The organism is Streptomyces sp. SCL15-4 (assembly GCF_033366695.1).
GTDB lineage: Bacteria > Actinomycetota > Actinomycetes > Streptomycetales > Streptomycetaceae > Streptomyces.
The window spans coordinates 1,823,097-1,848,517 of sequence record NZ_JAOBTQ010000001.1 but is presented as its reverse complement, the minus strand read 5'-3'; the positions used below and the strand labels follow the sequence as shown (position 1 = coordinate 1,848,517).

Here is a 25,421-nt window from a genome sequence, read left to right as displayed (position 1 = left end):
ACCGGAGAGCGGCGTTCGCCACCCGGGACACGGGGCCCGGTCGCGGTCAGCCGTGCCGGGGGAGCCAGACCGGCGCGCCGCTGCCGCGCGGCACCAGCACCGTGCGGAACCGCCCCGGCGTCCGGGACATGACCACCTGGTCGGTGACGCCCTGGTAGCGGCCGCAGGGAGTGTCGGCGGTGAAGGTGTCCGGGTCGAGATAGGCGTGCGGGGAGCGCGGGTCGGGGTCGAGGGCGGTCTTTTGGGCATAGTCCCGGTCGAAGACGCCGAGGCTGAGGATCCAGGTCGCGACGCGGGTGAGGTTGAGCGTGACGCGGTAGCTGCCGCCCTCCTCGGCGCGCCGCATCAGCGCGGCGACCGCGCCGGTGGTGGCCAGCCAGGACAGGACGTAGTCGTTGACGACACTGATGTACGGCAGAGCCGGAGTGCTGGCCGGCCCGGCCGCGACACCGTCCTCGCCCTCCATCAGCATGATGCCGCCGAGCGCGCCCGCGGTCTGGTCGAAGCCCACCCGCCCGGCCCAGGGGCCGCTCTCGCCGGCGAGGGAGAAGCTGCAGTGGATGATGCCGGGGCGGACGGCCGCGGCCTCCTCGGCGCTCAGGCCGATCTTCTCCAGGTAGCCGGGGCGGCGGTTGGCGTAGAACAGGTCGGCGTCGCGCAGCAGTTGCCCGATCCGCGCCCGGCCCTCGGTGCCGTAGGGGTCGATGGTGGCCGAACGGACGCCGACGTTGGCGCTGTTGTACGTGGAGTCGTGCTCCAGCTCGTTCGGCCGCCAGAGGTTCAGCACGTCGGCGCCGTGCTGGGCCAGGTCCCGGCCGACGCCGGCACCGGCGATGATGTGGCCCATGCCGAGGGCGCGGACGCCGGACAGCGGCTGGCCGGCGCCGGCGCTCAGGGGCTCGGGCGCGCTGTCGCCGATCTTCTCGATCTTGATGAGCGGTTCCCGTGCGATGTACTCGTACGCCGGTTCCCGCAGGAACTCCTCCGTGGTGCGCAGCATCGGCATCACCACGCCGATCTCGTCACCGGCCTGCTCCAGGTCGGCGGCGTTCCACTGGGCGACGGCGTCGGCGACGGCCTGCCTCTCGGGCCAGGTGCGCAGCAGCTTGTAGACGGCGTTCTTGATCTTCGGGTAGGGGTTGAGCGGCATCACCCAGCGGTCGTCACGGGTCCGGTAGAAGTCGAACCCGAGCGGGTTGACCGGGTCCGAGGGGGTGCCGCCGGGATAGCCGTTGAGCAGCTCCCACTTCTTGTCGTAGAACGGGCACAGCCGGTGCGGGGCCTTGCGCAGGTCCATGGTGATGTCCTGGCCCTCGCCGCCCCGCCGGCGCCACAGGGCGGCCAGCGCGACCGACTTGGCGGTCATCCCCAGCGCGGGTACGGCGCCCAGGCGCATGATGCTCGGCACGACCGGGTCGCTGCCGAGGAACGTGATCTTCCCGCCGCTGTCCTCGGGGCGCAGGCCGGCGCAGGCCAGCACCTCGCGCAGGGCCTCGTGGATGTCGAAGCCGTCGTCCTCGTGGGTGACGGGATGGGCGAGGGCCTTCCGGATGCGTGCGGTCACTGCTTCGGTACTCATGTCCAGCCTCTGTGCGGTGGGTCGGGTCAGCCGTCGTAGCCCTCGCCGAGGGCGCGCATGACGGCGATCTGCCTGCGGTCGCGCGCGGCGGCGAGGTCGGCGACGCTGCCGCCGAAGTCCTTCACCTGCTCGGTCAGCAACTGCCGGGTGCGCTCGTCGAACGCGACCTCCTCCTCGGCCATGTCGGCCCAGCGGCGCTCCATGCCGGTCCCGAGGTGGCTCATGAAGTGCGGCAGCCCGCCGTCGCCGCCGCCGAGGTGGAAGGAGCGGAAGGGACCGGCGACCGCCCAGCGCTGGCCGAGGGAGGAGGTGACGATGTCGTCCAGCTCCTGCATGGTGACCACGCCCTCGCTCACCAGGTGCACGCACTCGCGGAAGACCGCCGACTGGAGCCGGTTCGCGACGAACCCCGGCACCTCCTTGCGCAGCACCTGCGGGCGCTTGCCCAGGGCCTGGTAGAAGGCGCGGGCGCGCTCGGTGGTCTCCGGCGAGGTCCGCTCGCCCGGCACGACCTCCACCAGCGGCACCAGGTGCGGCGGGTTGAAGGGATGGCCCACGACCAGCCGCTCCGGGGCCTTCAGGACGGTGGCGATCTCGGTGGCGGGGATGCCGGAGGTGGAGGTGGCGAACAGGGCGCCGGCGGGAGCGTGCTCCTCGATGGTGCGCCACATCGCGTGCTTGACCTCCAGCCGTTCCGGGCCGTTCTCCTGCACCAGGTCCGCCGCGCGGACCGCGTCCGCCAGGTCCGGTACGAAGGCGAGCCGGGCGGTGAGGTCCGAGGTGTCCAGCCCCAGTGCGCTCAGCGCGGGCGCGGCCTGCGCGATGTGCCCGCGGACGGCCTCGTCGACACCGGGCTGCGGGTCGCTGACCGTGACGGCGAGCCCGCGGGCCAGGAACAGTGCCGCCCAGGAGGCGCCGATCACACCTCCTCCCACGACGGTGACCTCGCGGATTCCGGCGATGCCGTGGTCGGACATGCGCGGCCTTCTCCTCTCGGTTTCTCTTCCCCGGCGTGCGGGAGCGGTCAGGCGAGGTAGTCGTGGACGACGTGGGCGCGGCCCAGGGTCAGGTCGGTGAGGACGTGGGCGGCGGAGACGACCTCCAGCACCGGCAGGTCCGCGAGCGGGGCCAGCGCGTGGGCGAAGAGCTGGAGCCGCGCGGGACCGCTCCAGGCGCCCTTGACCACGATCTCGGTGATCTGCGTCCGGACCAGTTCGCAGATGCGCGGCGAACCGTCGTAGTGCGGCAGCTTCTTGAGCATGAACGCCGGCCGGGTCAGTTCCTCACGGGCCTGCTCGGTGTTCAGCGGCCGGTGCTTGTAGCCCATCGTGGCGCGGGCGACGGGCAGTGTGCCGTGGTCGAGGGTGCCGACGAGGGTGTCCTGGTCGACGTACAGCCGGGGGCGGCCGGCCTTCTTCGGGTAGGCGCCGATCTCCCGTCCGCCCGCGATGGCGGGGAAGTTGTCCACGTGCATCGAGATGCTGTACTCGCCCCTCTCGCCCTCGTGCTCCACGACGGCCAGCTGGCCGGCCTCCGTGTAGTCGCCCAGACCGGTGGCGTCCGGCATCCGCATGACCTCGAAGCGGACCAGCGGCTCCGTCACCCGCAGGGGTTCCGGCACCACCCGGCGCAGGGCCTCGGGGTCCGTCCGGTAGGTGATGTCGAAGTACTCGCGGTCGGTGAACCGGTACGGGCCCGCCGGGAAGGCCGGGGCATCCAGCGGTGTCGACAGTGCACGGACGACGTCCTCGGCTCGCATGACTCTCGCCTGCCTCTCCTGGCCCCCTCCGGACTCTCTGGAGCATAAGGGGACGAAGTGCGGCAAACATCTCGTCCGGCCGCCCTGGAGGTGTCCGGACGAGGCCGCCGATTCGGTGAGTTGCAATCTGCAACTTCACTCACTGTGGCTCGGGGCGCGGTGTGTTGCAAAATGCAACGCACACTCTCTGTGTGATCATGCGTACAGGGACTACGGCGAAGGACGGACGCGTGACCGACGACGACACGGAGGTCCCGGGGCTCGTCCGGGAACTGGTGACCCTCTCCCGGCGCTTCCGGGCCAACGCCGAACGGCTCCATCCGGACCTGAGCTTCGTGGACTATTCGCTGCTGTCCGAGATGGCCGAACGCGGCGGCGCCCGGGCCGGCGACCTGGTCGGGCTCTACGGCCTCAACAAGTCCACGATCAGCCGCCAGGTCACCGCCCTGGAACGGGCCGGCCTGCTGGTCCGCGAGACCGTTCCCGGCAACCGCCGCGTCCAGCTGCTGCGTCCCAGCGACCGCGGCCGCGAACTCCTCGCCCGCGCCGACGCCCGGATGTACGGCGAGGTCGACGCCCGCACCGCCGGCTGGTCCCCGGACGAGGTCAGAACCCTGCGCACCCTGCTGGCCCGCTACAACTCCGCCGCGTCCGCCGTCGCCGAGGAGACCTGAGGTCCCCGGCCGCCGGACCCACCGGACACCGGGCCGAGCGGCCCGGCCGGCGCGGGATGCGCGAGGCCCTGCCCAGCCGTGCCGCGTAGGCGATGGCACCGGGCGAACCGGCGGCATGGCCGGACACCGGTCCGGGCGGCCCGGAGGGCCGGCGGTGCCGGGACGGCGGACGGCGCTTCACGCCGTGCGCCGGTGCCGCCGTCCACCACCCGGCGGCGGACGCCCCGCCCACCGGCCCCGGCGTCCCGCGTGACATCATCGGCCGCGTCCGGGAACAGCCGTACGAAAGCCGAGAAGCACCATGAACCCCGCTCTGCTGGACGACTTCTCCCTGGAGATGACCGGCAAGGACGTGCCCCGGCTGGAGGAGGCGCGCGACGGCATCCCGCCGGGCACCCGGATCAACATCACCTTCCTGGCCGGCGAGGACACCGCCACCCGGCTGACGGCGGCCCGCGCGGTCAAACGGCTCGGCTTCGTCCCCGTCCCGCACATCTCCGCCCGCCGCCTGCCCTCCCGGCCCGCCCTGGAGCGGTTCCTCGCCGGACTGGCCGCCGACGGCACCGCCGGGAACGTGTTCGTCGTCGGCGGCGACCCCGCCCGTCCCGAGGGCCCCTACGAGGACGCCCTCGCCGTCCTGCGCACCGGGCTGCTGCGCCACCACGGCGTCCGGCACGTCGGCATCGCCGGCTACCCGGAAGGCCACCCCGGCATCACCGACCGGGCCCTGTGGTCGGCGCTCACGGACAAGGCGGCCGCCATCGGCGCCGACCGGTTCGACGGCGACGTCATCACCCAGTTCGGCTTCGACGCGGACCCGGTCCTCGCCTGGCTGGAGGCCCTGCGCGCCCGCGGCGTGCACCTGCCCGTCCGCGTCGGCGTCCCCGGCCCGGCCGGCGTGCGCCGGCTGCTGGGCTACGCCACCCGGTTCGGCGTCGGCACCAGCGCCTCCGTCGCCCGCAAGTACGGCTTCTCGCTCACCAACCTCATGGGCACCGCCGGCCCCGACCGCTTCCTGCACGCGCTGGCCGAGCGCTGCGATCCCGCCCGGCACGGCGTGGTGAAGGTGCACTTCTACACCTTCGGCGGACTGCGCGCCACCGCCGAGTGGATCGACGGGTTCCGGCGGCAGCACACTCCCGCGCCCACACCCTGAAACGGTGAAGACCGCGACCAGCCCAGGCTGATGTCGGATTTCCGCCAGCGACGGGACGGCCCGTGGTCGATGCTGGAGGCATGCAGACAGGGACTCACCTCGACCGGGAGCACTGCGTGCGCGCCGTGCGGTCCAAGGACGCGCGGTTCGACGGATGGTTCTTCACGGCCGTCCTGACCACCGGGATCTACTGCCGTCCGAGCTGCCCGGTGGTGCCGCCCAAGCCGGAGAACATGACGTTCTACCCGAGCGCCGCCGCCTGCCAGCAGGCCGGGTTCCGCGCCTGCAAGCGCTGCCGCCCCGACACCAGCCCCGGCTCTCCGGAGTGGAACCGGCGCGCCGACCTGGTCGCCCGCGCCATGCGGCTGATCGCCGACGGCGTCGTGGACCGCGACGGCGTCCCCGGACTCGCCGCCCGGCTCGGCTACAGCACCCGGCAGGTGGAGCGGCAGCTCCTCGCCGAACTGGGCGCCGGCCCGCTCGCGCTCGCCCGCGCCCAGCGCGCCCAGACCGCCCGGCTGCTCGTCGAGACCACCGCGCTGCCCATGGCCCAGATCGCGTTCGCGGCCGGCTTCTCCTCCGTGCGCGCCTTCAACGACACCGTCCGCGAGATCTTCGCCCTGTCCCCGAGCGAGCTGCGCGCCCGCGTGCCCGCGAGCGGCACCGGCACGCCCGGCGTGCTCACCCTGCGACTGCCGTTCCGCGCCCCGCTCAACCCCTCCAACCTCTTCGGCCACCTCGCCGCCACCGCCGTACCCGGCGTGGAGGAGTGGCGGGACGGCGCCTACCGGCGCACGCTGCGGCTGCCCTACGGCCACGGCATCGTCGCCCTCACCCCCCGCCCCGACCACATCGCCTGCCGGCTCACGCTGAGCGACCTGCGCGACCTGACCATGGCCATCAGCCGCTGCCGCCGCCTGCTCGACCTGGACGCCGACCCGGTCGCCGTCGACGAGCGGCTGCGCACCGACCCGCTGCTGGCCCCGCTGGTCGGCCAGGGCCCGGGCCGCCGGGTGCCGCGCACGGTCGACGAGGCCGAGTTCGCCGTCCGGGCCGTGCTCGGACAGCAGGTGTCCACGGCCGCCGCCCGCACCCACGCGGCCCGCCTGGTCACCGCGCACGGCAAACCCCTCGACGACCCCGAGGGCGGCCTCACCCACCTCTTTCCCTCGCCCGAGGCGCTGGCCGCCGTCGACCCCGAGAGCCTGGCCATGCCCCGCACCCGGCGCGCCACCCTCACCACCCTGGTCCGGCTGCTCGCCGACGGCGAAGTGCGCCTGGACGTGGACACCGACTGGGCCGAGGCCCGCGCCCGGCTGCTCGCGCTGCCCGGCTTCGGACCGTGGACGGTGGACGTCATCGCCATGCGCGCCCTCGGCGACCCCGACGCGTTCCTCCCGACCGACCTCGGCATCCGGCGCGCCGCCAAGGAGCTGGGCCTGCCGTCCACCCCGGCCGCGCTCACCGCCCGCGCGGAGGGCTGGCGGCCCTGGCGGGCCTACGCGGTCCAGTACCTGTGGGCGACCGACAGCCACCCGATCAACTTCCTGCCCGCGTAAGGATCCTGGTACAAGGACACCTACGCCCGAGCACCCGTACGAGGACCCCGCCATGAAGCAGCACACCGTCATCGACAGCCCCTACGGCCCGCTCACGCTCGTCGCCGACGACGGCGTCCTGTGCGGCCTGTACATGGCCGGCCAGCGCCACCGCCCGGCGGAGGAGACCTTCGGCCCGCCCGACGACACCCCGTTCGCCCAGACCGAGGAGCAGCTCGCGGCCTACTTCGCGGGCGAGTTGAAGGAGTTCACCGTGGAACTCCGCCTGCACGGCACCCCGTTCCAGCGGATGGTCTGGGAACAGCTGACCCGCATCCCGTACGGCGAGACCCGCTCCTACGGCCAGCTCGCCGACGCCCTCGGCAACCCCAAGGCCTCCCGCGCGGTGGGCCTCGCCAACGGCAAGAACCCGGTGGGCATCATCGTGCCCTGCCACCGGGTGATCGGCGCGGGCGGCGGCCTCACCGGCTACGGCGGCGGCCTGGACCGCAAGCGCCGGCTGCTGGACTTCGAACGGGGCGCGACCGCGGCCCTGTTCTGACGGCCGCGGCCCGCAGGCCAGGGCCGTCCATGGTCCCTCGGCCCGCCGGCCCCGGCCTACGCGTCGCCCTCCGCGGCCAGCCGGCCCAGCAGTGCGGGCAGCGCGGTGCCGATCGGTGCGCGGATCACCTCGTCGGCCCGGTCGTCGTACGGCGTCGGCTCGGCGTTGACGACGACGAGCCGGGCGCCGTGGTCGGCGGCGACCCCGGCCAGCCCGGCGGCGGGATGCACCTGGAGGCTGCTGCCGACGGCGACGAACACCTGGCAGGCCTTGGCGATGGCCGCGGCCTCGCCGAGGACCACGGGATCCAGCCGCTCGCCGAACATCACCGTCGCCGGCTTCAGGATGCCGCCGCACTCCAGGCACGGCGGGTCCGCCTCGCCGGCCTCCACCCGGGCGAGCGCGTCCTCCATCGGCCCCCGGGCGTGGCACCGGGTGCAGACCACGCTGCGGGCGCTGCCGTGCAGTTCGAGGACCTTGCGGGCGGGCAGGCCGGCCAGCTGGTGCAGACCGTCCACGTTCTGGGTGAGGACCCGCACCGGGACGCCGGACCGCTCCAGCTCGGCGACGGCCCGGTGCGCCGCGTTCGGCCGGGCCCCGAGCGCGCCGCTGTCGCGCCGCATCAGCCAGGACCGGCGCCGGATCTCCGGGTCCGCCATGTAGTACTCGTACGTCACGAGCTTCTCGGCCTCCGGATCGCGCCGCCACAGCCCGTTCGGCCCGCGGTAGTCGGGGATCCCGGAGTCGGTGGAGATACCGGCCCCGCTGAGCAGGGCGACGAGGGGCTTGGTCATGGCACCGAGGGTAGGGCGGGCGCGGCCGCCGCCGCGAGCGGTTACACCGGGCGGCCACGGCGGAACAGTTCCGGAGCGGAGCCCTCCGGTGTACCCGAGCGCCGAGCGGTCAGGCCACCCGCCGGCCGTTCTCCAGCTCCGCCGTGCCGCCGCCCGCCGCCAGCACGTCCAGAGCGGCCAGCACCCGGCGGCCCAGCGCGCCGGGCAGATGGGCGGCCAGGTCCTCGGGGGCGACCAGGCGCCAGGACAGCAGCTCTTCCTCCTGGAGCCGGATGGCCTTCAGCTCGGTCCCGGTGAGCACACCGCCGTCGTACAGGTACGCCACCAGCGGCGGCCGGCCCGTGCCGTGCACCCAGTCCACCGCGAGCAGCCGGCCCAGCGGTCGGTCCAGCCCGATCTCCTCCAGCGTCTCCCGGCGGGCACCCTCGCGCGGTGTCTCCCCGGTGTCGGACTCGATGGTCCCGCCCGGCAGGGCCCAGCCCTCGCGGTAGTTGGGCTCCACGAGCAGCACACGGCCCTCGGCGTCCCGGAAGAGCGCGGCGGCCCCGGCGAGGACGCGGGGCAGGCTCGCGATGTACGCGGCGAAGTCAGGAGTGGTGGTCATCCGGACAGGGTAACCAGCCGCCCGCCGTGCGAACCCGCCGTCGCCAGGCGCAGGGTGCGCTCGGCCAGCGCGCTGATCCGCACGCCGTCGAAGCCGAACACCGCGCTGCGCACCGTGTCCCGCAGCGGCTCCCGCCACTGGGCCGGAATGCCCCGCGCCCCGGTGCGCACCCCGGCCACCGAACCGGCCGTGGCCCCGTTGGAGTCGGTGTCCAGGCCGCCGCGCACGGTGAGCGCGAGCGTCCGGGTGAAGTCGTCCTCGCCGTACAGCAGCCCGGCGGTCAGGACCGCGGCGTTCGGCACGGTGTGGATCCAGCCGAGCCCGGCGGTCTCCTCGGCCACCGTGGCCAGGGTCTGGTCCCAGGGCAGCCGGGTCTCGTGCAGGCTCGCGACCCGCCGCACCGTCCGGGCCAGGCGGCTGCCCGCCGGTACGACCCGCAGCGCGGCCTCCAGCGCGTCCCGGACGGCCGGGGCGGTGAAGGAGGCCGCGATCAGCGCGGCGGCCCACATGGCGCCGTAGACACCGTTGCCGGTGTGCGAGAGCACCGCGTCCCGGCGGGCCAGGCCCGCGGCCCGGACGGGATCGCCGGGGCAGGTCCAGCCGTAGACGTCGGCGCGGATCAGCGCGCCGATCCACTCCTGGTACGGGTTGTCGTACGTCGCCGTCAGCGGCGGCTTCAGGCCGTTCGCCAGGTTCCGGTACGCGGCCCGTTCCGCCGTGAACGTCTGCAGGTACGGCAGTCTCAGCAGCCACAGGTCGCCGACCTGCTCGGTGCTGAAGCCGAAACCGTGGGTCTCCAGCAGGTGCAGGCCGAGGATCGCGTAGTCCACGTCGTCGTCCCGGCAGCTGCCGTCGATCCGGCCGCGCACACAGCACCGCCACTCCGGGCGCAGCGCGGCGGTCTCGGCCGGGTCGGCGGGCTCGGGCAGGTAGTCGGTCAGCGGCAGGGCGGCGGCCCGGCGCAGATAGCGGTCGATCCGGTCGCGGGTCCACACCTCGCCCTGCTCGACCGGTTTGCCGAGCATGTTGCCCGCGATCCGGCCGAGCCAGCCGCCGTGCAGCCGGTCGGCGAGGTCCGGTGCGGTGCGCTGGGTGCTCATGGCAGCGGGGTACCCACTTCGGCCCGCTCCGCGCGGCCTTCCACGCTGCGGGCGCCATCCACGGTTCGGGCGGGGCATGACGGCTGGGGTGTCCTGCGGTTATCGTCACAGCGGCGCGACTGGCCCCGCCGTGCGCGGGGCCCGGAGAGCAAGGGGAAGACAAGGTGGCGGACGCTGCAGTGAACGAGACCCGTCGGGTGCTCATCGCCGCGGACAAGTTCAAGGGCTCGCTGACGGCCGTGCAGGTCGCCGAGCGGGTGACGGCCGGGCTGCGCCGGGTCGTGCCGGACCTGGCGGTCGAGGCGCTGCCCGTGGCCGACGGCGGCGACGGGACCGTGGACGCGGCGGTCGCGGCCGGCTTCGAACGGCGCGAGGTCCGCGTGGCCGGGCCGCTCGGCGAGGAGGTGACGGCCGCGTTCGCGCTGCGCGACGGCACCGCGGTCGTGGAGATGGCCGAGGCGAGCGGCCTCCAGCGGCTGCCGGCCGGCGTCTTCGCGCCCCTGACGGCCTCCACGTACGGCTCCGGCGAGCTGCTGCGGGCCGCGCTGGACGCGGGCGCGCGGACGATCGTGTTCGGCGTCGGCGGCAGCGCCACGACGGACGGCGGCGCGGGCATGCTGTCCGCGCTGGGCGCCCGGTTCCTCACCGCGGCGGGCGAGCCGGTGTCCCCGGGCGGCGGCGGACTGGCCGCACTGGCCCGCGCCGACCTCTCCGGCCTGGACCCGCGGCTGTCCTCGGTCGAGCTGGTGCTGGCCAGCGACGTCGACAACCCGCTGACCGGGCCGAAGGGCGCGCCCGCCGTGTACGGCCCGCAGAAGGGCGCCTCGCCGGACGACGTGTCGGCGCTGGACGCGGCGCTGGCCCACTTCGCGAAGGTGCTGGAGGCGGAGGCGGGCCCGCGGGCCGCCGAGCACGCGGCGTCACCGGGCGCGGGCGCGGCCGGCGGCATCGGCTACGGCGCGCTGCTGCTCGGCGCGCGGTTCCGCCCCGGCATCGAGGTCATGCTGGACGTCCTGGGCTTCGCGCCCGCCCTGGAGCGGGCCTGCCTGGTCATCACCGGCGAGGGCTCGCTGGACGAGCAGACGCTGCACGGGAAGGCGCCGGCGGGGGTGGCCTCGGCCGCGCGTGCCGCGGGCAAGCCGGTGGTGGCGGTGTGCGGACGGCTCGCCCTGCCGGCGCAGGCGCTGGAGCGGGCCGGCATCTCGGAGGCGTACCCGCTCACGTCGGTCGAGCCGGACGTCGCCAAGTGCATCGCGGAAGCGGGCCCGATCCTGGAACGCGTCGCGGCACGAATCGCCGAGAACCGCCTGAGCTGACCCTCTGGGTCTCCGCTCCCGGACCCCCGGCCTCGCACGGGTGGGCGAAACGGAGCCCTCGGGCCCGGACACGAGCGTGGGCCCCCTACCCGGATCCGGGTAGGGGGCCCACGTCGATGCCGGAGCGCCGCTACGGCAGCTGCGCCGTACGCGCCTCGCGGCGGTTGCCGCGGAAGTTGTTCACCCGCCGCGCCGTGGCGAACAGCGGGATCACCGCGCCCATCACCAGCTGCAGCGCGCAGCCCGTCTGGAGCAGCAGCTGACCGCTCGGCGCGTCGAAGGCCCACGCGGCCAGCAGCCCCATCGACAGCACGATCCAGGAGAGCATCGCCCCGGCCAGCCGGCCGCGCGGCTTGGGGTACTCCACCCGGCTCACCATCAGCCACGCCGTCCCCAGGATCGCCAGCAGCGTCGCCACGAACGGCAGCTCCAGCAGCACGATCGAGACGACGGTCAGCGCGCCGAACGGCGAGGGCATGCCCTGGAACATGCCGTCCTTCAGCGTGACGCAGCTGAACCGCGCCAGTCTGAGCACCACGGCCAGCAGCACCACGATCGCGCCCACCGCGGCCACCCGCTGGTGTGCGTCGTCGGCGACCATGCCGTAGACGAGCACGAAGTACGCGGGCGCGAGGCCGAAGCTGATCAGGTCCGACAGGTTGTCCAGCTCCGCGCCCATCGGCGACGAGCGCAGCTTGCGCGCCACCAGGCCGTCGAACAGGTCGAAGACCGCCGCGCAGAGCATGAGGATGACCGCCGTGGCCGCGCTGTGGCGGGCCATGCCGGACTCCTGGCTGCCGGTGAGGTGCGGGATCAGGATGCCGGTGGTGGTGAAGTACACCGCCATGAAGCCGCACGTGGCGTTGCCCAGCGTCAGGGTGTCCGCTATCGACAGGCGCAGAGAAAGAGGCATCTCCTCGTCTTCGTCCATCTCGTCGGCCTCGGGCACCCAGCCCGCCTGGGTCTCCGGATCAATCACGGTCAATGCGAGTCACCCCAGCCACGGTCTTCTGTCCGACCTCGACCGCGACCTCCACACCCTCGGGCAGGTAGAGGTCGACACGCGAGCCGAAACGGATCAGACCGATACGGTCGCCCTGCTCGACCTTCGTCCCCTCCGGGAGGTACGGCACGATGCGGCGGGCCACCGCGCCGGCGATCTGGATCATCTCGATGTCGCCGAGTTCGGTGTCGAAATGCCAGACTACGCGCTCGTTGTTCTCGCTCTCCTTGTTGAAAGCCGGAACAAAGCCGCCGGGGATGTGCTCGACGGACGTCACCGTGCCCGCGAGGGGCGCCCGGTTGACGTGCACGTTGAGCGGGCTCATGAAGATCGCGACGCGGGTGCGGCCGTCCTTCCACGGCATGATGCTCTGCACCACACCGTCCGCGGGCGAGATGACCCGGCCGGGTGCGATCTCGCGCTCGGGGTCGCGGAAGAACCACAGCATGCCCGCCGCGAGCGCGGTGGCGGGCACGGCCACGGCCCTGGCCGCGCCGGAACGGCGGGCCCGGACCAGGCTGACGGCCGCGGTGGCGACGGTCGGCAGAAGCCACGGCGATGCTCCGCGCGCGAGGCGTGCGCCTGCCAGGCGGTCACGGTGTGCAGAGGTGTGGGGCATGGATGACCTTCGTAGCGGATGATGCCGCGCTCTGACGGGGGACGGCGGCTTTCCCGGATCGTACCGGGCGCGGACCACAACTGGGCAAGCCAGGAAGCCGAGTCGGCGGCCGAAGAACGTCTACGGGGTGTGATCTTCTTCTCGAAGAAAACACCCCGTAACGGGACATTCAGCCCTGGAACCGATACTCTTCGAGCAGCCGGCGGCCGATGATCATTTTCTGGATCTCGGCGGTACCTTCACCGATGAGCAGCATCGGGGCCTCGCGGTAGAGACGCTCGATCTCGTACTCCTTGGAGAAGCCGTAGCCGCCGTGGATCCGGAAGGCGTCCTCCACGACCTCCTTGCAGTACTCGGAGGCCAGGTATTTCGCCATGCCGGCCTCCAGGTCGTTTCGCTCCCCGGAGTCCTTTTTGCGGGCCGCGTTGACCATCATCGCATGCGCGGCCTCGACCTTGGTGGCCATTTCCGCCAGCTTGAACTGGATGGCCTGGTGCTGGGCGATCGGCTTGCCGAAAGTATGACGTTGCTGGGCGTACCGGACACCCAGTTCGAAGGCGCGCTGGGCCACGCCGCAGCCGCGCGCCGCCACGTTGACCCGGCCGACCTCCACGCCGTCCATCATTTGGTAAAAACCTCGGCCGGTGACCCCGCCGAGCACCCGGTCGGCCGGTATGCGCAGGCCGTCCATGATCAACTCGGTGGTGTCGACGCCCTTGTAGCCCATCTTCTCGATCTTGCCGGGGATGGTCAGGCCCGGACGGACCTCGCCGAAGCCCGGCTCCTTCTCGACCAGGAAGGTGGTCATCGACCGGTGCGGGGCCGTGCCCTCGGGGTGTCCTTCGTCACTGCGGACCAGTACGGCCACGAGCGAGGAGGTGCCGCCGTTCGTCAGCCACATCTTCTGGCCGTTCAGGACGTACTCGTCGCCGTCGCGGACCGCCTTGGACGTGATGGCCGACACGTCGGAGCCGAGGCCCGGCTCCGACATCGAGAAGGCGCCGCGGATGTCGCCGGCCGCCATTCTCGGCAGGAAGTGCTCCTTCTGCTCCGGCGTGCCGTGCTGCTTGAGCATGTACGCGACGATGAAGTGGGTGTTGATGATGCCCGACACCGACATCCAGCCACGGGCGATCTCCTCCACGCACAGCGCGTAGGTGAGCAGCGACTCGCCCAGGCCCCCGTACTCCTCGGGGATCATCAGACCGAACAGGCCGAGTTCCTTCAGGCCGTCCACGATCGCTTGCGGATACTCGTCGCGGTGCTCCAGCTCGGTCGCGACCGGAATGATCTCTTTGTCGACAAAATCCCGGACGGTGGAGAGGATCTCCTGCTGGACGTCGGTCAGACCGGCGGTCTGGGCGAGACGGGCCATGGCCTACTTCTCCGTCTTTTCCGTAGGTGCGTTGAGTTCCGGGCGGCCCGGCTGCTCGCCGCCGCGCTCCTTGATGTACGTCTCGGTGGGCACCATCACCTTGCGGCGGAAGACGCACACCAGCGTGCCGTCCTGCTTGTAGCCCTTGGTCTCGACGTACACGATCCCGCGGTCGTCCTTCGACTTCGAGGGCCACTTGTCCAGCACGGTCGTCTCGCCGTAGATCGTGTCGCCGTGGAAGGTCGGCGCCACGTGCCGCAGCGACTCGATCTCCAGGTTGGCGATGGCCTTGCCGGAGACGTCCGGGACGGACATGCCGAGCAGCAGGGAGTAGACGTAGTTCCCGACCACCACGTTCTTGCCGAAGTCGGTCGTCTTCCCGGCGTAGTTGGCGTCCATGTGGAGCGGGTGGTGGTTCATGGTGAGCAGACAGAACAGGTGGTCGTCGTACTCCGTGACCGTCTTGCCGGGCCAGTGCTTGTACACCGCGCCGACCTCGAACTCCTCGAAGGTGCGTCCGAACTGCATCGCGCTCACGCCTCCGGGATCTCGAACGTGCTGGTGCGCCGCATACCGGCGGCGCGTCCCTTGCCCGCGACGACCAGGGCCATCTTGCGGCTGGCCTCGTCGATCATCTCGTCCCCGAGCATCGCGGAGCCCTTCTTGCCGCCGGCCTCGGAGGTGTAGTACTCGTACGCGTCCAGGATCAGCTCGGCGTGGTCGTAGTCCTCCTGGGAGGGCGAGAAGACCTCGTTGGCGGCGTCGACCTGGCCCGGGTGCAGCACCCACTTGCCGTCGAAGCCGAGCGCGGCGGCGCGGCCGGCCACCTCGCGGAAGCCGTCGACGTTGCGGATCTGGAGGTAGGGGCCGTCGATCGCCTGGAGGTCGTTGGCGCGGGCGGCCATCAGGATCTTCATCAGGATGTAGTGGTAGGCGTCCGCCGGGTAGCCGGGCGGCTGCTCGCCCACGACCAGCGACTTCATGTTGATCGACGCCATGAAGTCGGCCGGGCCGAAGATGATCGTCTCGATCCGCGGCGAGGCCTGCGCGATCTCGTTGACGTTGTTCAGGCCCTGCGCGTTCTCGATCTGCGCCTCGATGCCGATCCGGCCGACCTCGAAGCCCATGGTCTTCTCGATCTGCGTCAGCAGCAGGTCCAGCGCCACGACCTGCTGGGCGTTCTGCACCTTGGGCAGCATGATGCAGTCGAGGTTGGGGCCCGCGCCCTCGACCACCGTGACGACGTCCCGGTACGTCCACTCGGTCGTCCAGTCGTTGACCCGGACCACCCGCGTCTTGCCCGTCCAGTCGCCCTCGTTGAGGAACTTGACGATGGTGTGCCGCGCCTCGGGCTTGGCGAGCGGCGCGCACGCGTCCTCCAGGTCCAGGAAGACCTGGTCCGCCGGGAGGCCCTGCGCCTTCTCCAGGAACCGCGGGTTGCTGCCCGGTACGGCCAGGCAGGAGCGCCGGGGACGAAGGCGGTTGACCGTTGTCATGCGGGGACCTCCAGGGGGTCGAGCTTGTTCGCTGTGCGGATCTCGTCCACGATGCGGCCGATGATCCCGGTGATGTCGAAGTCCTTCGGGGTGAACACCGCGGCCACTCCGGCGTCCCTGAGCTGTTCGGCGTCACCGTTCGGGATGATGCCACCCGCGATCACGGGTATATCTGTGGCACCGGCCACACGCAGCCGCCGGAGCACGTCCGGGACCAGCTGGGCGTGCGAGCCGGACAGGATCGACAGGCCGACCGCGTGGACGTCCTCGGCGAGGGCCGCGTCCACGATCTGCTCCGGGGTGAGCCGGATGCCCTGGTAGACCACCTCGAAGCCGGCGTCCCGGGCGCGCACGGCGATCTGCTCGGCGCCGTTGGAGTGCCCGTCCAGGCCGGGCTTGCCGACCAGGAAGCGGAGCTTGCCGACGCCCAGCTCGCGGGCGGTGGCCGCCACCTTGTCGCGCACCCCGGCGAGCGCCGAACCGGCCTCGGCGGCGACCGCGACCGGCGCGGAGGAGACCCCGGTCGGCGCCCGGTACTCGCCGAACACCTCGCGCAGGGCGGCGGCCCACTCGCCGGTCGTCACTCCGGCGCGGGCGCACTCCAGCGTGGCCTCCATCAGGTTGTCGGTGCCCTTGGCGGCCTCCTTCAGCCGCTCCAGCGCCTTGCACGGCCGGGGGTGGTTGAACGGCGGCTGGTAGCGGGTGTCGCGCCAGTTCCGCAGGGCCTCGACGACACGGGCCTCGACCGCCGGGTCCACCGTCTGGATCGCGGTGTCCAGGTCGGCCGTGAGCGGGTTCGGCTCGGTGCCCTCGAAGATGTTGACGCCGACGATCTTCTCCTCGCCGGACTCGATCCGCGCCCGGCGCTCGGCGTGCGAGGCGACCAGCCGCGACTTCAGATAGCCGGACTCCACGGCGGCCAGCGCGCCGCCCATCTCCTGGATCCGGTCGATCTCCGCGCGGGCGTCGGCGACCAGCTCGTCCACCTTGGCCTCGATCACCTTCGAGCCCTCGAAGATGTCGTCGTACTCCAGCAGATCGCTCTCGTAGGCGAGCACCTGCTGGATGCGCAGGCTCCACTGCTGGTCCCAGGGCCGGGGCAGGCCCAGGGCCTCGTTCCAGGCGGGCAGCTGCACGGCCCGCGCGCGGGCGTCCTTCGAGAGGGTCACCGCGAGCATCTCCAGCACGATCCGCTGGACGTTGTTCTCCGGCTGCGCCTCGGTCAGGCCGAGCGAGTTGACCTGGACGCCGTAGCGGAAGCGGCGTTTCTTGGGGTCCTGGATGCCGTACCGCTCACGGGTGATCTCGTCCCAGATGCGGCCGAACGCCCGCATCTTGCACATCTCCTCGACGAAGCGGACGCCCGCGTTCACGAAGAAGGACAGCCGCGCGACCACGTCGCCCATCCGCTCCGGCGGCACCTGGCCGGAGTCGCGCACGGCGTCCAGGACCGCGATCGCGGTGGACATCGCGTACGCGATCTCCTGCACCGGCGTGGCTCCCGCCTCCTGGAGGTGGTAGCTGCAGATGTTGATCGGGTTCCACTTCGGGATGTGGGAGACCGTGTACGCGATCATGTCCGTCGTCAGCCGGAGCGAGGGCCCCGGCGGGAACACATGGGTCCCCCGGGACAGGTACTCCTTGACGATGTCGTTCTGCGTCGTGCCCTGGAGCCTGGTGATGTCCGCGCCCTGCTCCTCGGCGACGACCTGGTAGAGCGCCAGCAGCCACATGGCGGTGGCGTTGATCGTCATCGAGGTGTTCATCTGCTCCAGGGGGATGTCCTGGAACAGCCGGCGCATGTCGCCCAGGTGCGCGACGGGCACGCCCACCCGGCCGACCTCGCCGCGGGCGAGGATGTGGTCGGAGTCGTAACCGGTCTGGGTCGGCAGGTCGAACGCCACCGACAGGCCGGTCTGGCCCTTGGCGAGATTGCGCCGGTACAGCTCGTTGGACGCCTCGGCCGTGGAGTGGCCGGCGTACGTCCGCATGAGCCACGGACGGTCCTTCTGACGCTCTGTCATCTGCGGCTCTCAGACGTTCCGGAAGCGGTTGATGGCGTCGATGTGCCGCGCGCGCGTCTCCTCGTCGCGGACGCCGAGCCCCTCCCCGGGCGCCAGGCACAGCACGCCGACCTTGCCCTGGTGCAGGTTGCGGTGGACGTCGTAGGCCGCCTGGCCGGTTTCCTCCAAGGAGTACACCTTGGACAGGGTCGGGTGGATCTTGCCCTTGGCGATGAGGCGGTTGGCCTCCCAGGCCTCGCGGTAGTTGGCGAAGTGCGAGCCGATGATCCGCTTCAGTGACATCCACAGGTAGCGGTTGTCGTACTCGTGCAGATAGCCCGAGGTAGAGGCGCAGGTGGTGATGGTGCCGCCCTTGCGGGTGACGTAGACGCTCGCGCCGAAGGTCTCGCGGCCGGGGTGCTCGAAGACGATGTCGATGTCCTCGCCGCCGGTGAGTTCGCGGATGCGCTTGCCGAAGCGCTTCCACTCCTTGGGGTCCTGGGTGCGCTCGTCCTTCCAGAACTTGTAGCCCTCGGCGTTGCGGTCGATGATCGCCTCGGCGCCCATGGACCGGCAGATCTCCGCCTTCTGCGGCGAGGACACCACACAGATGGGGTTGGCGCCGCCGGCCAGCGCGAACTGTGTGGCGTACGACCCGAGTCCGCCGCTCGCGCCCCAGATCAGGACGTTGTCGCCCTGCTTCATCGCCGCGCCGTTGCGGGACACCAGCTGCCGGTAGGCGGTGGAGTTGACCAGGCCGGGGGCAGCGGCCTCCTCCCACGACAGGTGCGCCGGCTTGGGCATCAGCTGGTTGGACTTCACCAGCGCGATCTCGGCCAGGCCGCCGAAGTTGGTCTCGAAGCCCCAGATCCGCTGCTCGGGGTCGAGCATCGTGTCGTTGTGGCCGTCGGAGGACTCCAGCTCCACGGACAGGCAGTGGGCGACGACCTCGTCACCGGGCTTCCAGGCGTTGACGCCCGGTCCGGTGCGCAGGACGACGCCCGCGAGGTCGGAGCCGATGATGTGGTAGGGCAGGTCGTGCCGCTTGGCCAGCTCGTTGGTGCGGCCGTAGCGCTCCAGGAAGCCGAACGTCGACAGCGGCTCGAAGATCGAGGTCCACACCGAGTTGTAGTTCACCGAGGAGGCCATGACGGCCACCAGGGCCTCGCCCGGGCCCAGTTCGGGCACCGGGACCTCGTCCAGGTGGATCGACTTGCGCGGGTCCTTGTCGCGGGTCTCCAGGCCCGCGAACATCTCCGTCTCGTCCTTGTGGACGGTGATGGCGCGGTACGACTCGGGGAGCGGCAGGGCGGCGAAGTCGGCGGGCGTGGCGTCCTTCGACTGGATCGCGTCCAGGATGTCCTTCACGGTCACGGTGTTGCCTCCGGCGGTGAGCGCCCTGAGGGAGGGGCGCCTGAGGGATCGTCGGTGCTGCTGAGGGTGGTGAGGGGTGCCGTCGGTTCGGCGGGGTGGTGCTTCGGCAGCGCTTTGTGGCGCGAGAGGGTGCCTGTGACGCAGGCGTCCGGGCGCGCGGGCCAGGGGCCCGCGGGGACAGCCGGCGAGCGAGCGATCGCTGCTCTCCGGCCGCCCGGACGTCCTCAACGTATGACACGGTGTGTCAGGTGACAAGGCACTGAGTGCCAGAAATTGCTCTCAGATGAAATCTTTACGTAACAGATGAGCGATGATCGATCAACGCTCGGCAAACGAAACGGGCAGTGAGCGGCACTCAGTGCCACTCACTGCCCGTCTGTCGCGGTCCGGCCGGTTACGGCCGTTCCTTCACGACCGTTCCTTCAGCGCCTGTTCGATGGTGCGCATCACCTCGTCGAGGGGGGCGTCGGTGCGGGCCACCGTCACCAGCACCTCGCCGTGCGCGGCGGCGGTGGCCGCCGGGGTGCGCGGGGCGCTCTCGCGGCCGGCCCCGATGCCCGTGCCGAAGGTCTTGCGGACGATCGCGAAGGCGTGGTCGAGCTGCGCCTCCACGTCCCCCTGGCCGCCCGCGCGCAGCCACCGTCTGAGGACGTGGTTGTGGGCGGTGACCACGGCCGAGGCGGCGACCTCGGCCAGCAGCGGGTCGTCGTTGGCGTCGTCGGCGTGCGCGTGCTCGTCGAAGTGGCCGAGCAGGTAGCGGGTGAACAGCCGCTCGTAACGGGCCACGGAGGCGATCTCGGCCTCGCGCAGGGTGGGCACCTCGCGCGTCAGCTTGTAGCGGGCCACCGAGATCTCCGGCGCGGCCGCGTACATCTTCATGACCTCTTTGATGCCGCGGCACACGGTGTCGAGCGGGTGCTCGTGCGCCGGCGCGGCGTTGAGCACCGCCTCAGCGCGGACCAGCGTGTCGTCGTGGTCCGGGAAGATCGCCTCCTCCTTGGAGCGGAAGTGGCGGAAGAAGGTGCGCCGGGCGACCCCGGCGGCGGCGGCGATCTCGTCGACGGTGGTGGCCTCGTACCCCTTGGTCGCGAACAGCTCCATCGCCGCGGCCGCCAGTTCCCGGCGCATTTTGAGCCGCTGGGCGGCGGCGCGACTGCCTGCGGCACTTTCCGGCGCGTCGGGCGTAGCTGGTGTACGTGAGGACTTGGCGGGCTGGGACATGACCCGAACGTACTGCATGCGCACCGGTCGATGCGCAGGTCCGCGGTGCCCCCCGCCCGCCCGGGGCGGGGGAGCGGCGGCCGGGTCGAGCAGTCCGCCCCAGTCCGGTTCCGTCCGGAACCAGTCGCCGGCGCCGTCAGCGGCGGGCATACTCGCGGAAGCCGCGGCCGGTCTTGCGGCCGAGGCAGCCCGCGGCCACCAGATGCTCCAGCAGCGGCGCCGGGGCGAGGCCGGGGTCGCGGAACTCGCGGTGCAGCACCTTCTCGATGGCCAGCGAGACGTCCAGGCCCACCACGTCCAGCAGTTCGAACGGGCCCATCGGGTAGCCGCCGCCCAGCTTCATCGCCGCGTCGATGTCGTCCAGCGTGGCGTAGTGGTCCTGCACCATCTTGACCGCGTTGTTGAGATACGGGAAGAGCAGCGCGTTGACGATGAACCCCGCCCGGTCGCCGCAGTCCACCGCGTGCTTCCTGATCCGCCCGCAGACCTCGCGCACCGTCGCGTGCACGTCGTCGGCCGTCAGCACCGTGCGGACCACCTCGACCAGCTTCATGGCCGGCGCCGGGTTGAAGAAGTGCATGCCGATCACGTCCTCGGGGCGCGAGGTGGCGCGGGCACAGGCGACCACGGGCAGCGAGGAGGTGGTGGTGGCCAGGACCGCGCCCGGCTTGCACACCTTGTCCAGCGCCGCGAACAGCTGCCGCTTGACGTCCAGGTCCTCCGCGACCGCCTCCACCGCCAGGTCCACCTCGGCGAAGGCGTCGTAGGAGCCCGCCGGGACGATCCGCTCAAGGGTCTCGGCGGCGGCCTCGGCGGTCAGCCGGCCCTTGGCGACGGAGCGGGCCAGGGACGTGCCGATGCGGGCCTTGGCCGCCCGCGCCTTCTCCTCGCCGCGGGCGGCGAGGACCACGTCGTAACCGGCCTTGGCGAAGACCTCGGCGATGCCGGAGGCCATGGTGCCCGAGCCGGCGACGCCGACGGAGCGCACCGGCCGGCCCGCGGCCCGGGCGTCCCCGGCCGCCGGTGTGAGCGCGTCCGGCACGACCGTCGCGCTGCCCGGCGCGGCATAGGTGTAGAAGCCGCGCCCGGCCTTGCGGCCGGTCAGGCCCGCCTCGCTGAGCTGCTTGAGGATCGGCGCGGGCGCGTGCAGCCGGTCCCGGGACTCGGCGTACATGGCGTCCAGGACCGTCCGCGCGGTGTCCACGCCGATCAGGTCCAGCAGGGCGAGCGGGCCCATCGGCAGACCGCAGCCGAGCCGCATGGCCGCGTCGATGTCCTCGCGGGAGGCGTACTTCGCCTCGTACATCGCCGCCGCCTGGTTCAGATAGCCGAACAGCAGCCCGTCCGCGACGAATCCGGGCCGGTCGCCGACCGCGACCGGCTCCTTGCCCAGCTCGATCGCGAGGTCGGTGACGGCGGCGACGGCCTCGGGCCCGGTGAGCACCGAGGAGACGACCTCGACCAGCTTCATGGCCGGCGCCGGGTTGAAGAAGTGCAGGCCGAGCACGCGCTCGGGGCGGGCCGAGCCGGCCGCGAGCCGGGTCACCGACAGCGCGTTGGTGCCGGTCGCGAGGATGGTGTCCGGGCGGACGATGCCGTCCAGCTCGCACAGGACCCGCTGCTTGATCTCGTACGACTCCGGGACCACCTCGATGACGAGGTCCGCGTCGGCCGCCGCGCCGAGGTCGGTGGCGGTGCGCACCCGGGCCAGCGCCTCGGCGCGCTCCGTCCCGGTGAGCCGGCCGCGCTCCACGGCGCGGGCGGTGGCGGCCTCCAGAGCGGCGAGCGCCCGGGCGGCGCGGTCCTCGGCGACGTCGATGCCGATCACCTCGCGGCCGGCCTTCGCCAGGACCTCGGCGATACCGGTGCCCATGGTGCCGAGACCGACGACGGCGACCTTCTTCAGCGGGGAGGAGGGGGACAGAGGGGTGTCGGACAGGGGAGCGGCCATCGCGGGACTCCAGGAATGAGAGTGACGACGAGGAACGCGCCGGGTGCGCCCCGAAGGGCGCACCACGGAGCGGAGAGATGCGGGTGTTGCCGGGCTGCGAGCGCACACGCCCGGTGAGCGCCGCCGGGCCCACGGGCGCGCACACGCCCGGACACGGCGGGGGATCCGACCGGCTCTGTCCCGAAGCCGGGTCGTACCTGCGGTACATACGGCGTACCGAACCGACAGATGCTCGCTCGCGACGGCCGCGTCACCAGACCGTCGCCAGCGGAGTGCGAGGGGTACTCGCTCGAATGAGCTTAACCGGCGGGTAACGAGCGCGCCAGCCCCTCGAAGCAATCCTTCCGTGTGAGGAACCTCCCTTGTCCGCCGCGACCCGCCTACGCTGGACCCCGTGGACGAAGAGGTGCGCTCGCTCACGGAACGCTTACGGCAGGAGTCGGGCGGCTCGGCCGCGTTCGACCGCCTGCTCGCCACCGAAGACCGCGACGGACTCGCCGAGGTGCTCACCGCGCCGGGACAGCCGCTGTGGGCCAGGGAACTGGCCGCGTTCCGCCTCGGCCGCGCGGGCGACCGGCGGGCTTTCGAGGCCCTGGTGCTGCTGCTCAACCACCGCGACCCGCCGCGTTGCGCCTCCGCCGCGCACGCCCTCGCGCGCCTCGGCGACCCCCGCACCGCCCGGGCCGCCGCCGCCCTCGCCACCAACGAACTGCGCGTCGCCTACGCCCTGTACCCGGTGCGGCTCCTGACCGCCCTGCGCGCCCCGGAGTCCGTACCCGCGCTGATCACCACCCTGGAGCGGCGGCTGCGCCCGCACGACCCCTACCGCCGGGTCGCCCTCGCCTGCGTGGAGGGCCTGGGCGCGCTCGGCGACGACCGCGCCCGGCGGGTGCTGAACGAGGCACTGGCCCACCCCGCGCTCGCGGAGGCGGCGGTGCGCGCGCTGGCCCGGCTCCCGCAGCAGCAGCCCACCTGAGGTCCCGTCAGCCGGCCGGGGCGCGCACGTACCGCACCTCGGGCACGGGCACGCCGTCCGCCTCGAAGAACTCCTGGGCGCCGTCGGCCCGGAACCCGGCGCGTTCGTAGAAGCGGCGCGCGGGCGCGTTGTCCTTCAGCACCCACAGCAGCAGACGCGCGCCGGCCGGGCACCGCTTCACCGCCGCGGCCAGCAGCGCCCGCCCGATCCCGCCGCCGAGGTGCTCCGGATCGACGTAGATCGCGTACAGCTCGGCGTCCGCCGTGTACGCCTCCCCGTCCCGGTACGGCCCGAGCGCGGCCCAGCCGAGCACCCGGCCGTCCCGCTCGGCGACCAGGTTCACCACCGTGCCGTCGCCGCGCGCGAACCGCTCCCGCCGCCGCGCGGCGTCCGCCGCGACGCCGAGCCGGTCCAGGTGCGGCTGCGGCACCAGTCCCCGGTAGGCGTGCTGCCAGCCCCGGACGCGGATCTCCGAGACGCGGTCGCAGTCGGCGAGGGTCATCGGGCGGATGTGCGGGCGCTGTTCGTCCATGACGGAACCCTAGGGGCGGACGCGGGGCGGCCGGGAGGAATTACGGGACGGCCGCCCCGCGCCACCGCCGAGGACCCAGCAGGCCGTGCAGGACCGAGCCGCGCGAGGCCGTCGCCGCCTTCGCCGACAGGGGCTCGGGCTCCGGCGTCCTCGCGCAGACCGCGTCGGCCGGTCCGGTACCGCGCGGCACCGTGCCGTCGGTCAGATACGCGCTCAGATACCGGTCCAGACACGCGTTGCCGCTCAGCGTGACACCGTGGTTGCCGCCGCCCTGCTCGACCACCAGGCTGGAGCGGGCCAGCAGCCGGTGGACCGCGACGCCGCCGGCGTACGGGGTGGCCGCGTCGCCGGTGGCCTGGAAGAGCAGCGCCGGCGGCAGCGCGTCCGCAGCGATGTCCACCGGCCGCAGCGGGGCCGTCGGCCAGAACGCGCACGGCGCGTTGTACCAGGTGTTGTTCCAGGCCATCAGGGGCGCCTTGGCGTGCGCCGCCCAGGTGTCCGCCCGCCACCGGTTCCAGTCGCGCGGCCACGGCGCGTCACGGCACTGCACCGCCGTGTAGACGCTGTAGCCGTTGTCACCGCCGGCGTCCACGGCGGCGAGCCTTTCGTACGCCGCCCGCAGCGGCCCGGTGTCCCCTCGGCGGACGTAGGCCGCGAACGCCTCGGCGAGGCGGGGCCAGTAGCCGTCGTAGTAGCCGCCGGGCGTGAAGGTGTCCTCCAGTTCCGCCGCGCCGATGCGGCCTCCGGCGGGCTCGGCGGCCAGCGCAGCCCGCATCGCGTACCAGCGGTCCTCGATCCGCGCGGGGTCCGTGCCGAGGCCGTAGACCGCGTCGTGCCGGGCGATCCAGGCCATCAGGGCACGGTGGCGGTCGTCGAAGGCGTGGTCCTGGGCGAGGTTGTCCGCGTACCAGACACCCGACGGGTCGACGATCGAGTCCAGCACCAGCCGGTGCACCCGCCCGGGGAACAGCTTCGCGTACACCGCGCCCAGATAGGTGCCGTAGGAGTAACCGAAGTAGCTGACCCTCGGCGCGCCGAGGGCGCGGCGGACGGTGTCCAGGTCCCGGGCCGCGCTGACGGTGTCCATGTACGGCAGGACGTCGGCGTACCGGCGGCCGCAGGCCGCGGCGAACGAGCGCGCGCGGTCCAGGTTCGCCCGCTCCAGCGCGAAGGTGGCCGGGACGGAGTCCGGGCGCGGGGCCGTGAAGTGGCCGGGCGCGCAGGTCAGGGCGGGCGTGCTGCGGCCGACCCCGCGCGGGTCGAAGCCGATGACGTCGTAGCGGGCCGCCACGCTCTCCGGCAGCGCCGAGGCGACGAACCCGGCCAGCTCCAGGCCGCTGCCGCCGGGGCCGCCGGGATTGACCAGCAGCGGGCCCTCGAAGGCCCGAGCGGTGTGCGGGACGCGGGACAGGGCGAGCGTGATCTGCCGGCCCGCCGGGTCGACGTGGTCCAGCGGCACCCGCACCGAGGCGCACTGGAGCGTGGGGGAGTCGCGGGTGGCGCACTTCGTCCAGACGGGCGCCGGGGCGGCGGCCGCTCCGGCGGGAACGGCGGTGAGCGAGCCCGCCACCACGGCGACGGCCGCGCCCAGCGCGGCTGCGCGTGTTCTCATACGGGTCCTCCGGGGACGCGGGGAACCGCGGGGCACGGTTCCGCCCGGATCGTCCCGGAGCCGGCGTCCCGGAGAACCCGTCTTCGCGATACTTGACCCGATCGGGCCGCGGGATGCCCCCAACCGCCCGGAGCCCGCTCGTCCCGGACCGCCCCTCGGGCGTCGCGACCGGCCTCG

The 25,421-nt window shown here is 72.6% G+C and carries 23 protein-coding genes; 6 read left to right on the top strand and 17 right to left on the bottom strand.

Translation table 11 applies throughout. The annotated features are described in order from the left end of the window. Window positions 1-46: 46 nt before the first annotated feature. Genes SCK26_RS07770 through SCK26_RS07760 form a run of 3 tightly spaced genes read right to left on the bottom strand, consistent with a single transcriptional unit; the run spans window position 47 to window position 3,338 of the window. The gene (locus tag SCK26_RS07770) at window positions 47-1,579 is read right to left on the bottom strand and encodes a CoA transferase (RefSeq protein WP_318200521.1); all 1,533 of its coding nucleotides are present in this window, start codon (window positions 1,577-1,579) and stop codon (window positions 47-49) included. Between the two features lie 26 nt (window positions 1,580-1,605). Next, a complete protein-coding gene (locus SCK26_RS07765) occupies window positions 1,606-2,556 on the bottom strand; it encodes a 3-hydroxyacyl-CoA dehydrogenase NAD-binding domain-containing protein (protein ID WP_318200520.1) in 951 nt (316 codons plus the stop codon). A gap of 47 nt (window positions 2,557-2,603) precedes the next feature. Beyond that, window positions 2,604-3,338 carry an acetoacetate decarboxylase gene (locus tag SCK26_RS07760; protein WP_318200519.1) on the bottom strand — a complete coding sequence of 245 codons (735 nt, stop codon included), beginning with the start codon at window positions 3,336-3,338 and terminating at the stop codon, window positions 2,604-2,606. Window positions 3,339-3,568: 230 nt separating this feature from the next. Between SCK26_RS07760 and SCK26_RS07755 the strand changes: the two genes are divergently transcribed. The 4 genes from SCK26_RS07755 (at window position 3,569) to SCK26_RS07740 (ending at window position 7,268) form a co-directional block, all read left to right on the top strand. Beyond that, window positions 3,569-4,012, top strand: coding sequence for a MarR family winged helix-turn-helix transcriptional regulator (locus SCK26_RS07755; RefSeq protein ID WP_318200518.1), 444 nt, complete (start codon window positions 3,569-3,571; stop codon window positions 4,010-4,012). Between the two features lie 301 nt (window positions 4,013-4,313). Then, window positions 4,314-5,168 (top strand): methylenetetrahydrofolate reductase, encoded by an 855-nt coding sequence (locus tag SCK26_RS07750; protein ID WP_318200517.1) that lies wholly within the window; start codon window positions 4,314-4,316, stop codon window positions 5,166-5,168. Window positions 5,169-5,248: 80 nt separating this feature from the next. Next, complete coding sequence (locus SCK26_RS07745; protein WP_318200516.1) at window positions 5,249-6,727, top strand: DNA-3-methyladenine glycosylase 2 family protein; 1,479 nt, start codon at window positions 5,249-5,251, stop codon at window positions 6,725-6,727. Window positions 6,728-6,779: 52 nt separating this feature from the next. Continuing rightward, window positions 6,780-7,268 (top strand): methylated-DNA--[protein]-cysteine S-methyltransferase, encoded by a 489-nt coding sequence (locus SCK26_RS07740; RefSeq protein ID WP_318200515.1) that lies wholly within the window; start codon window positions 6,780-6,782, stop codon window positions 7,266-7,268. A gap of 56 nt (window positions 7,269-7,324) precedes the next feature. Here the strand turns inward: SCK26_RS07740 and SCK26_RS07735 are convergent, their stop codons facing one another. The 3 genes from SCK26_RS07735 to SCK26_RS07725 all read right to left on the bottom strand — a co-directional run bounded on the left by SCK26_RS07735 (window position 7,325) and on the right by SCK26_RS07725 (window position 9,766). Further along, window positions 7,325-8,062, bottom strand: coding sequence for an SIR2 family NAD-dependent protein deacylase (locus SCK26_RS07735; RefSeq protein WP_318200514.1), 738 nt, complete (start codon window positions 8,060-8,062; stop codon window positions 7,325-7,327). A gap of 109 nt (window positions 8,063-8,171) precedes the next feature. Continuing rightward, on the bottom strand, window positions 8,172-8,666 hold the full coding sequence (locus SCK26_RS07730) for an NUDIX hydrolase (RefSeq protein WP_318200513.1): 495 nt from the start codon (window positions 8,664-8,666) through the stop codon (window positions 8,172-8,174). Then, window positions 8,663-9,766, bottom strand: coding sequence for an ADP-ribosylglycohydrolase family protein (locus SCK26_RS07725; protein ID WP_318200512.1), 1,104 nt, complete (start codon window positions 9,764-9,766; stop codon window positions 8,663-8,665). Before SCK26_RS07725 ends, SCK26_RS07730 begins: the two co-directional genes overlap by 4 nt. A gap of 179 nt (window positions 9,767-9,945) precedes the next feature. Here SCK26_RS07725 and SCK26_RS07720 point away from each other — a divergent pair, with 179 nt between their 5' ends. Further along, window positions 9,946-11,082, top strand: a complete 1,137-nt coding sequence (locus SCK26_RS07720; RefSeq protein ID WP_318200511.1) for a glycerate kinase — start codon at window positions 9,946-9,948, stop codon at window positions 11,080-11,082. A 130-nt stretch (window positions 11,083-11,212) separates the two neighbouring features. Here the strand turns inward: SCK26_RS07720 and pssA are convergent, their stop codons facing one another. The 9 genes from pssA to SCK26_RS07675 all read right to left on the bottom strand — a co-directional run bounded on the left by pssA (window position 11,213) and on the right by SCK26_RS07675 (window position 22,124). Next, window positions 11,213-12,031, bottom strand: coding sequence for a CDP-diacylglycerol--serine O-phosphatidyltransferase (gene pssA, locus SCK26_RS07715; RefSeq protein ID WP_318205952.1), 819 nt, complete (start codon window positions 12,029-12,031; stop codon window positions 11,213-11,215). A 22-nt stretch (window positions 12,032-12,053) separates the two neighbouring features. Further along, window positions 12,054-12,704 carry a phosphatidylserine decarboxylase gene (locus tag SCK26_RS07710; protein WP_318200510.1) on the bottom strand — a complete coding sequence of 217 codons (651 nt, stop codon included), beginning with the start codon at window positions 12,702-12,704 and terminating at the stop codon, window positions 12,054-12,056. Window positions 12,705-12,873: 169 nt separating this feature from the next. Continuing rightward, window positions 12,874-14,079 (bottom strand): acyl-CoA dehydrogenase family protein, encoded by a 1,206-nt coding sequence (locus tag SCK26_RS07705; protein ID WP_318200509.1) that lies wholly within the window; start codon window positions 14,077-14,079, stop codon window positions 12,874-12,876. Window positions 14,080-14,082: 3 nt separating this feature from the next. Continuing rightward, window positions 14,083-14,607, bottom strand: coding sequence for a MaoC family dehydratase (locus tag SCK26_RS07700; RefSeq protein WP_318205951.1), 525 nt, complete (start codon window positions 14,605-14,607; stop codon window positions 14,083-14,085). A 5-nt stretch (window positions 14,608-14,612) separates the two neighbouring features. Beyond that, on the bottom strand, window positions 14,613-15,575 hold the full coding sequence (locus SCK26_RS07695; RefSeq protein WP_318200508.1) for an HpcH/HpaI aldolase/citrate lyase family protein: 963 nt from the start codon (window positions 15,573-15,575) through the stop codon (window positions 14,613-14,615). Then, a complete protein-coding gene (locus tag SCK26_RS07690) occupies window positions 15,572-17,599 on the bottom strand; it encodes a protein meaA (protein WP_318200507.1) in 2,028 nt (675 codons plus the stop codon). Before SCK26_RS07690 ends, SCK26_RS07695 begins: the two co-directional genes overlap by 4 nt. Window positions 17,600-17,608: 9 nt before the next feature. Next, window positions 17,609-18,946 carry a crotonyl-CoA carboxylase/reductase gene (gene ccrA, locus SCK26_RS07685; RefSeq protein WP_318205950.1) on the bottom strand — a complete coding sequence of 446 codons (1,338 nt, stop codon included), beginning with the start codon at window positions 18,944-18,946 and terminating at the stop codon, window positions 17,609-17,611. Between the two features lie 414 nt (window positions 18,947-19,360). Continuing rightward, window positions 19,361-20,173: a TetR family transcriptional regulator gene (locus SCK26_RS07680; RefSeq protein WP_318200506.1), complete on the bottom strand. Its 813-nt coding sequence runs from the start codon at window positions 20,171-20,173 to the stop codon at window positions 19,361-19,363. 136 nt (window positions 20,174-20,309) lie between these two features. Beyond that, complete coding sequence (locus SCK26_RS07675) at window positions 20,310-22,124, bottom strand: 3-hydroxybutyryl-CoA dehydrogenase (RefSeq protein ID WP_318200505.1); 1,815 nt, start codon at window positions 22,122-22,124, stop codon at window positions 20,310-20,312. A gap of 394 nt (window positions 22,125-22,518) precedes the next feature. Between SCK26_RS07675 and SCK26_RS07670 the strand changes: the two genes are divergently transcribed. Continuing rightward, a complete protein-coding gene (locus SCK26_RS07670) occupies window positions 22,519-23,100 on the top strand; it encodes an adenylosuccinate lyase (RefSeq protein ID WP_318200504.1) in 582 nt (193 codons plus the stop codon). 7 nt (window positions 23,101-23,107) lie between these two features. On the opposite strand, the gene SCK26_RS07665 is transcribed toward SCK26_RS07670, so the two are convergent. Both SCK26_RS07665 and SCK26_RS07660 read right to left on the bottom strand, forming a co-directional pair. Next, window positions 23,108-23,632: a GNAT family N-acetyltransferase gene (locus tag SCK26_RS07665; RefSeq protein ID WP_318200503.1), complete on the bottom strand. Its 525-nt coding sequence runs from the start codon at window positions 23,630-23,632 to the stop codon at window positions 23,108-23,110. Window positions 23,633-23,672: 40 nt separating this feature from the next. Continuing rightward, window positions 23,673-25,244 (bottom strand): alpha/beta hydrolase, encoded by a 1,572-nt coding sequence (locus SCK26_RS07660; protein ID WP_318200502.1) that lies wholly within the window; start codon window positions 25,242-25,244, stop codon window positions 23,673-23,675. Window positions 25,245-25,421 lie beyond the last annotated feature (177 nt).

Coding starts and splice junctions, on each gene's coding strand:
- SCK26_RS07770 (WP_318200521.1), bottom strand. CDS start 1,579: ATGAGTACCGAAGCAGTGACCGCACGCATCCGGAAGGCCCTCGCCCAT.
- SCK26_RS07765 (WP_318200520.1), bottom strand. CDS start 2,556: ATGTCCGACCACGGCATCGCCGGAATCCGCGAGGTCACCGTCGTGGGA.
- SCK26_RS07760 (WP_318200519.1), bottom strand. CDS start 3,338: ATGCGAGCCGAGGACGTCGTCCGTGCACTGTCGACACCGCTGGATGCC.
- SCK26_RS07750 (WP_318200517.1), top strand. CDS start 4,314: ATGAACCCCGCTCTGCTGGACGACTTCTCCCTGGAGATGACCGGCAAG.
- SCK26_RS07745 (WP_318200516.1), top strand. CDS start 5,249: ATGCAGACAGGGACTCACCTCGACCGGGAGCACTGCGTGCGCGCCGTG.
- SCK26_RS07740 (WP_318200515.1), top strand. CDS start 6,780: ATGAAGCAGCACACCGTCATCGACAGCCCCTACGGCCCGCTCACGCTC.
- SCK26_RS07735 (WP_318200514.1), bottom strand. CDS start 8,062: ATGACCAAGCCCCTCGTCGCCCTGCTCAGCGGGGCCGGTATCTCCACC.
- SCK26_RS07730 (WP_318200513.1), bottom strand. CDS start 8,666: ATGACCACCACTCCTGACTTCGCCGCGTACATCGCGAGCCTGCCCCGC.
- SCK26_RS07725 (WP_318200512.1), bottom strand. CDS start 9,766: ATGAGCACCCAGCGCACCGCACCGGACCTCGCCGACCGGCTGCACGGC.
- SCK26_RS07710 (WP_318200510.1), bottom strand. CDS start 12,704: ATGCCCCACACCTCTGCACACCGTGACCGCCTGGCAGGCGCACGCCTC.
- SCK26_RS07705 (WP_318200509.1), bottom strand. CDS start 14,079: ATGGCCCGTCTCGCCCAGACCGCCGGTCTGACCGACGTCCAGCAGGAG.
- SCK26_RS07700 (WP_318205951.1), bottom strand. CDS start 14,607: ATGCAGTTCGGACGCACCTTCGAGGAGTTCGAGGTCGGCGCGGTGTAC.
- SCK26_RS07695 (WP_318200508.1), bottom strand. CDS start 15,575: ATGACAACGGTCAACCGCCTTCGTCCCCGGCGCTCCTGCCTGGCCGTA.
- SCK26_RS07690 (WP_318200507.1), bottom strand. CDS start 17,599: ATGACAGAGCGTCAGAAGGACCGTCCGTGGCTCATGCGGACGTACGCC.
- SCK26_RS07680 (WP_318200506.1), bottom strand. CDS start 20,173: ATGTCCCAGCCCGCCAAGTCCTCACGTACACCAGCTACGCCCGACGCG.
- SCK26_RS07675 (WP_318200505.1), bottom strand. CDS start 22,124: ATGGCCGCTCCCCTGTCCGACACCCCTCTGTCCCCCTCCTCCCCGCTG.
- SCK26_RS07665 (WP_318200503.1), bottom strand. CDS start 23,632: ATGGACGAACAGCGCCCGCACATCCGCCCGATGACCCTCGCCGACTGC.
- SCK26_RS07660 (WP_318200502.1), bottom strand. CDS start 25,244: ATGAGAACACGCGCAGCCGCGCTGGGCGCGGCCGTCGCCGTGGTGGCG.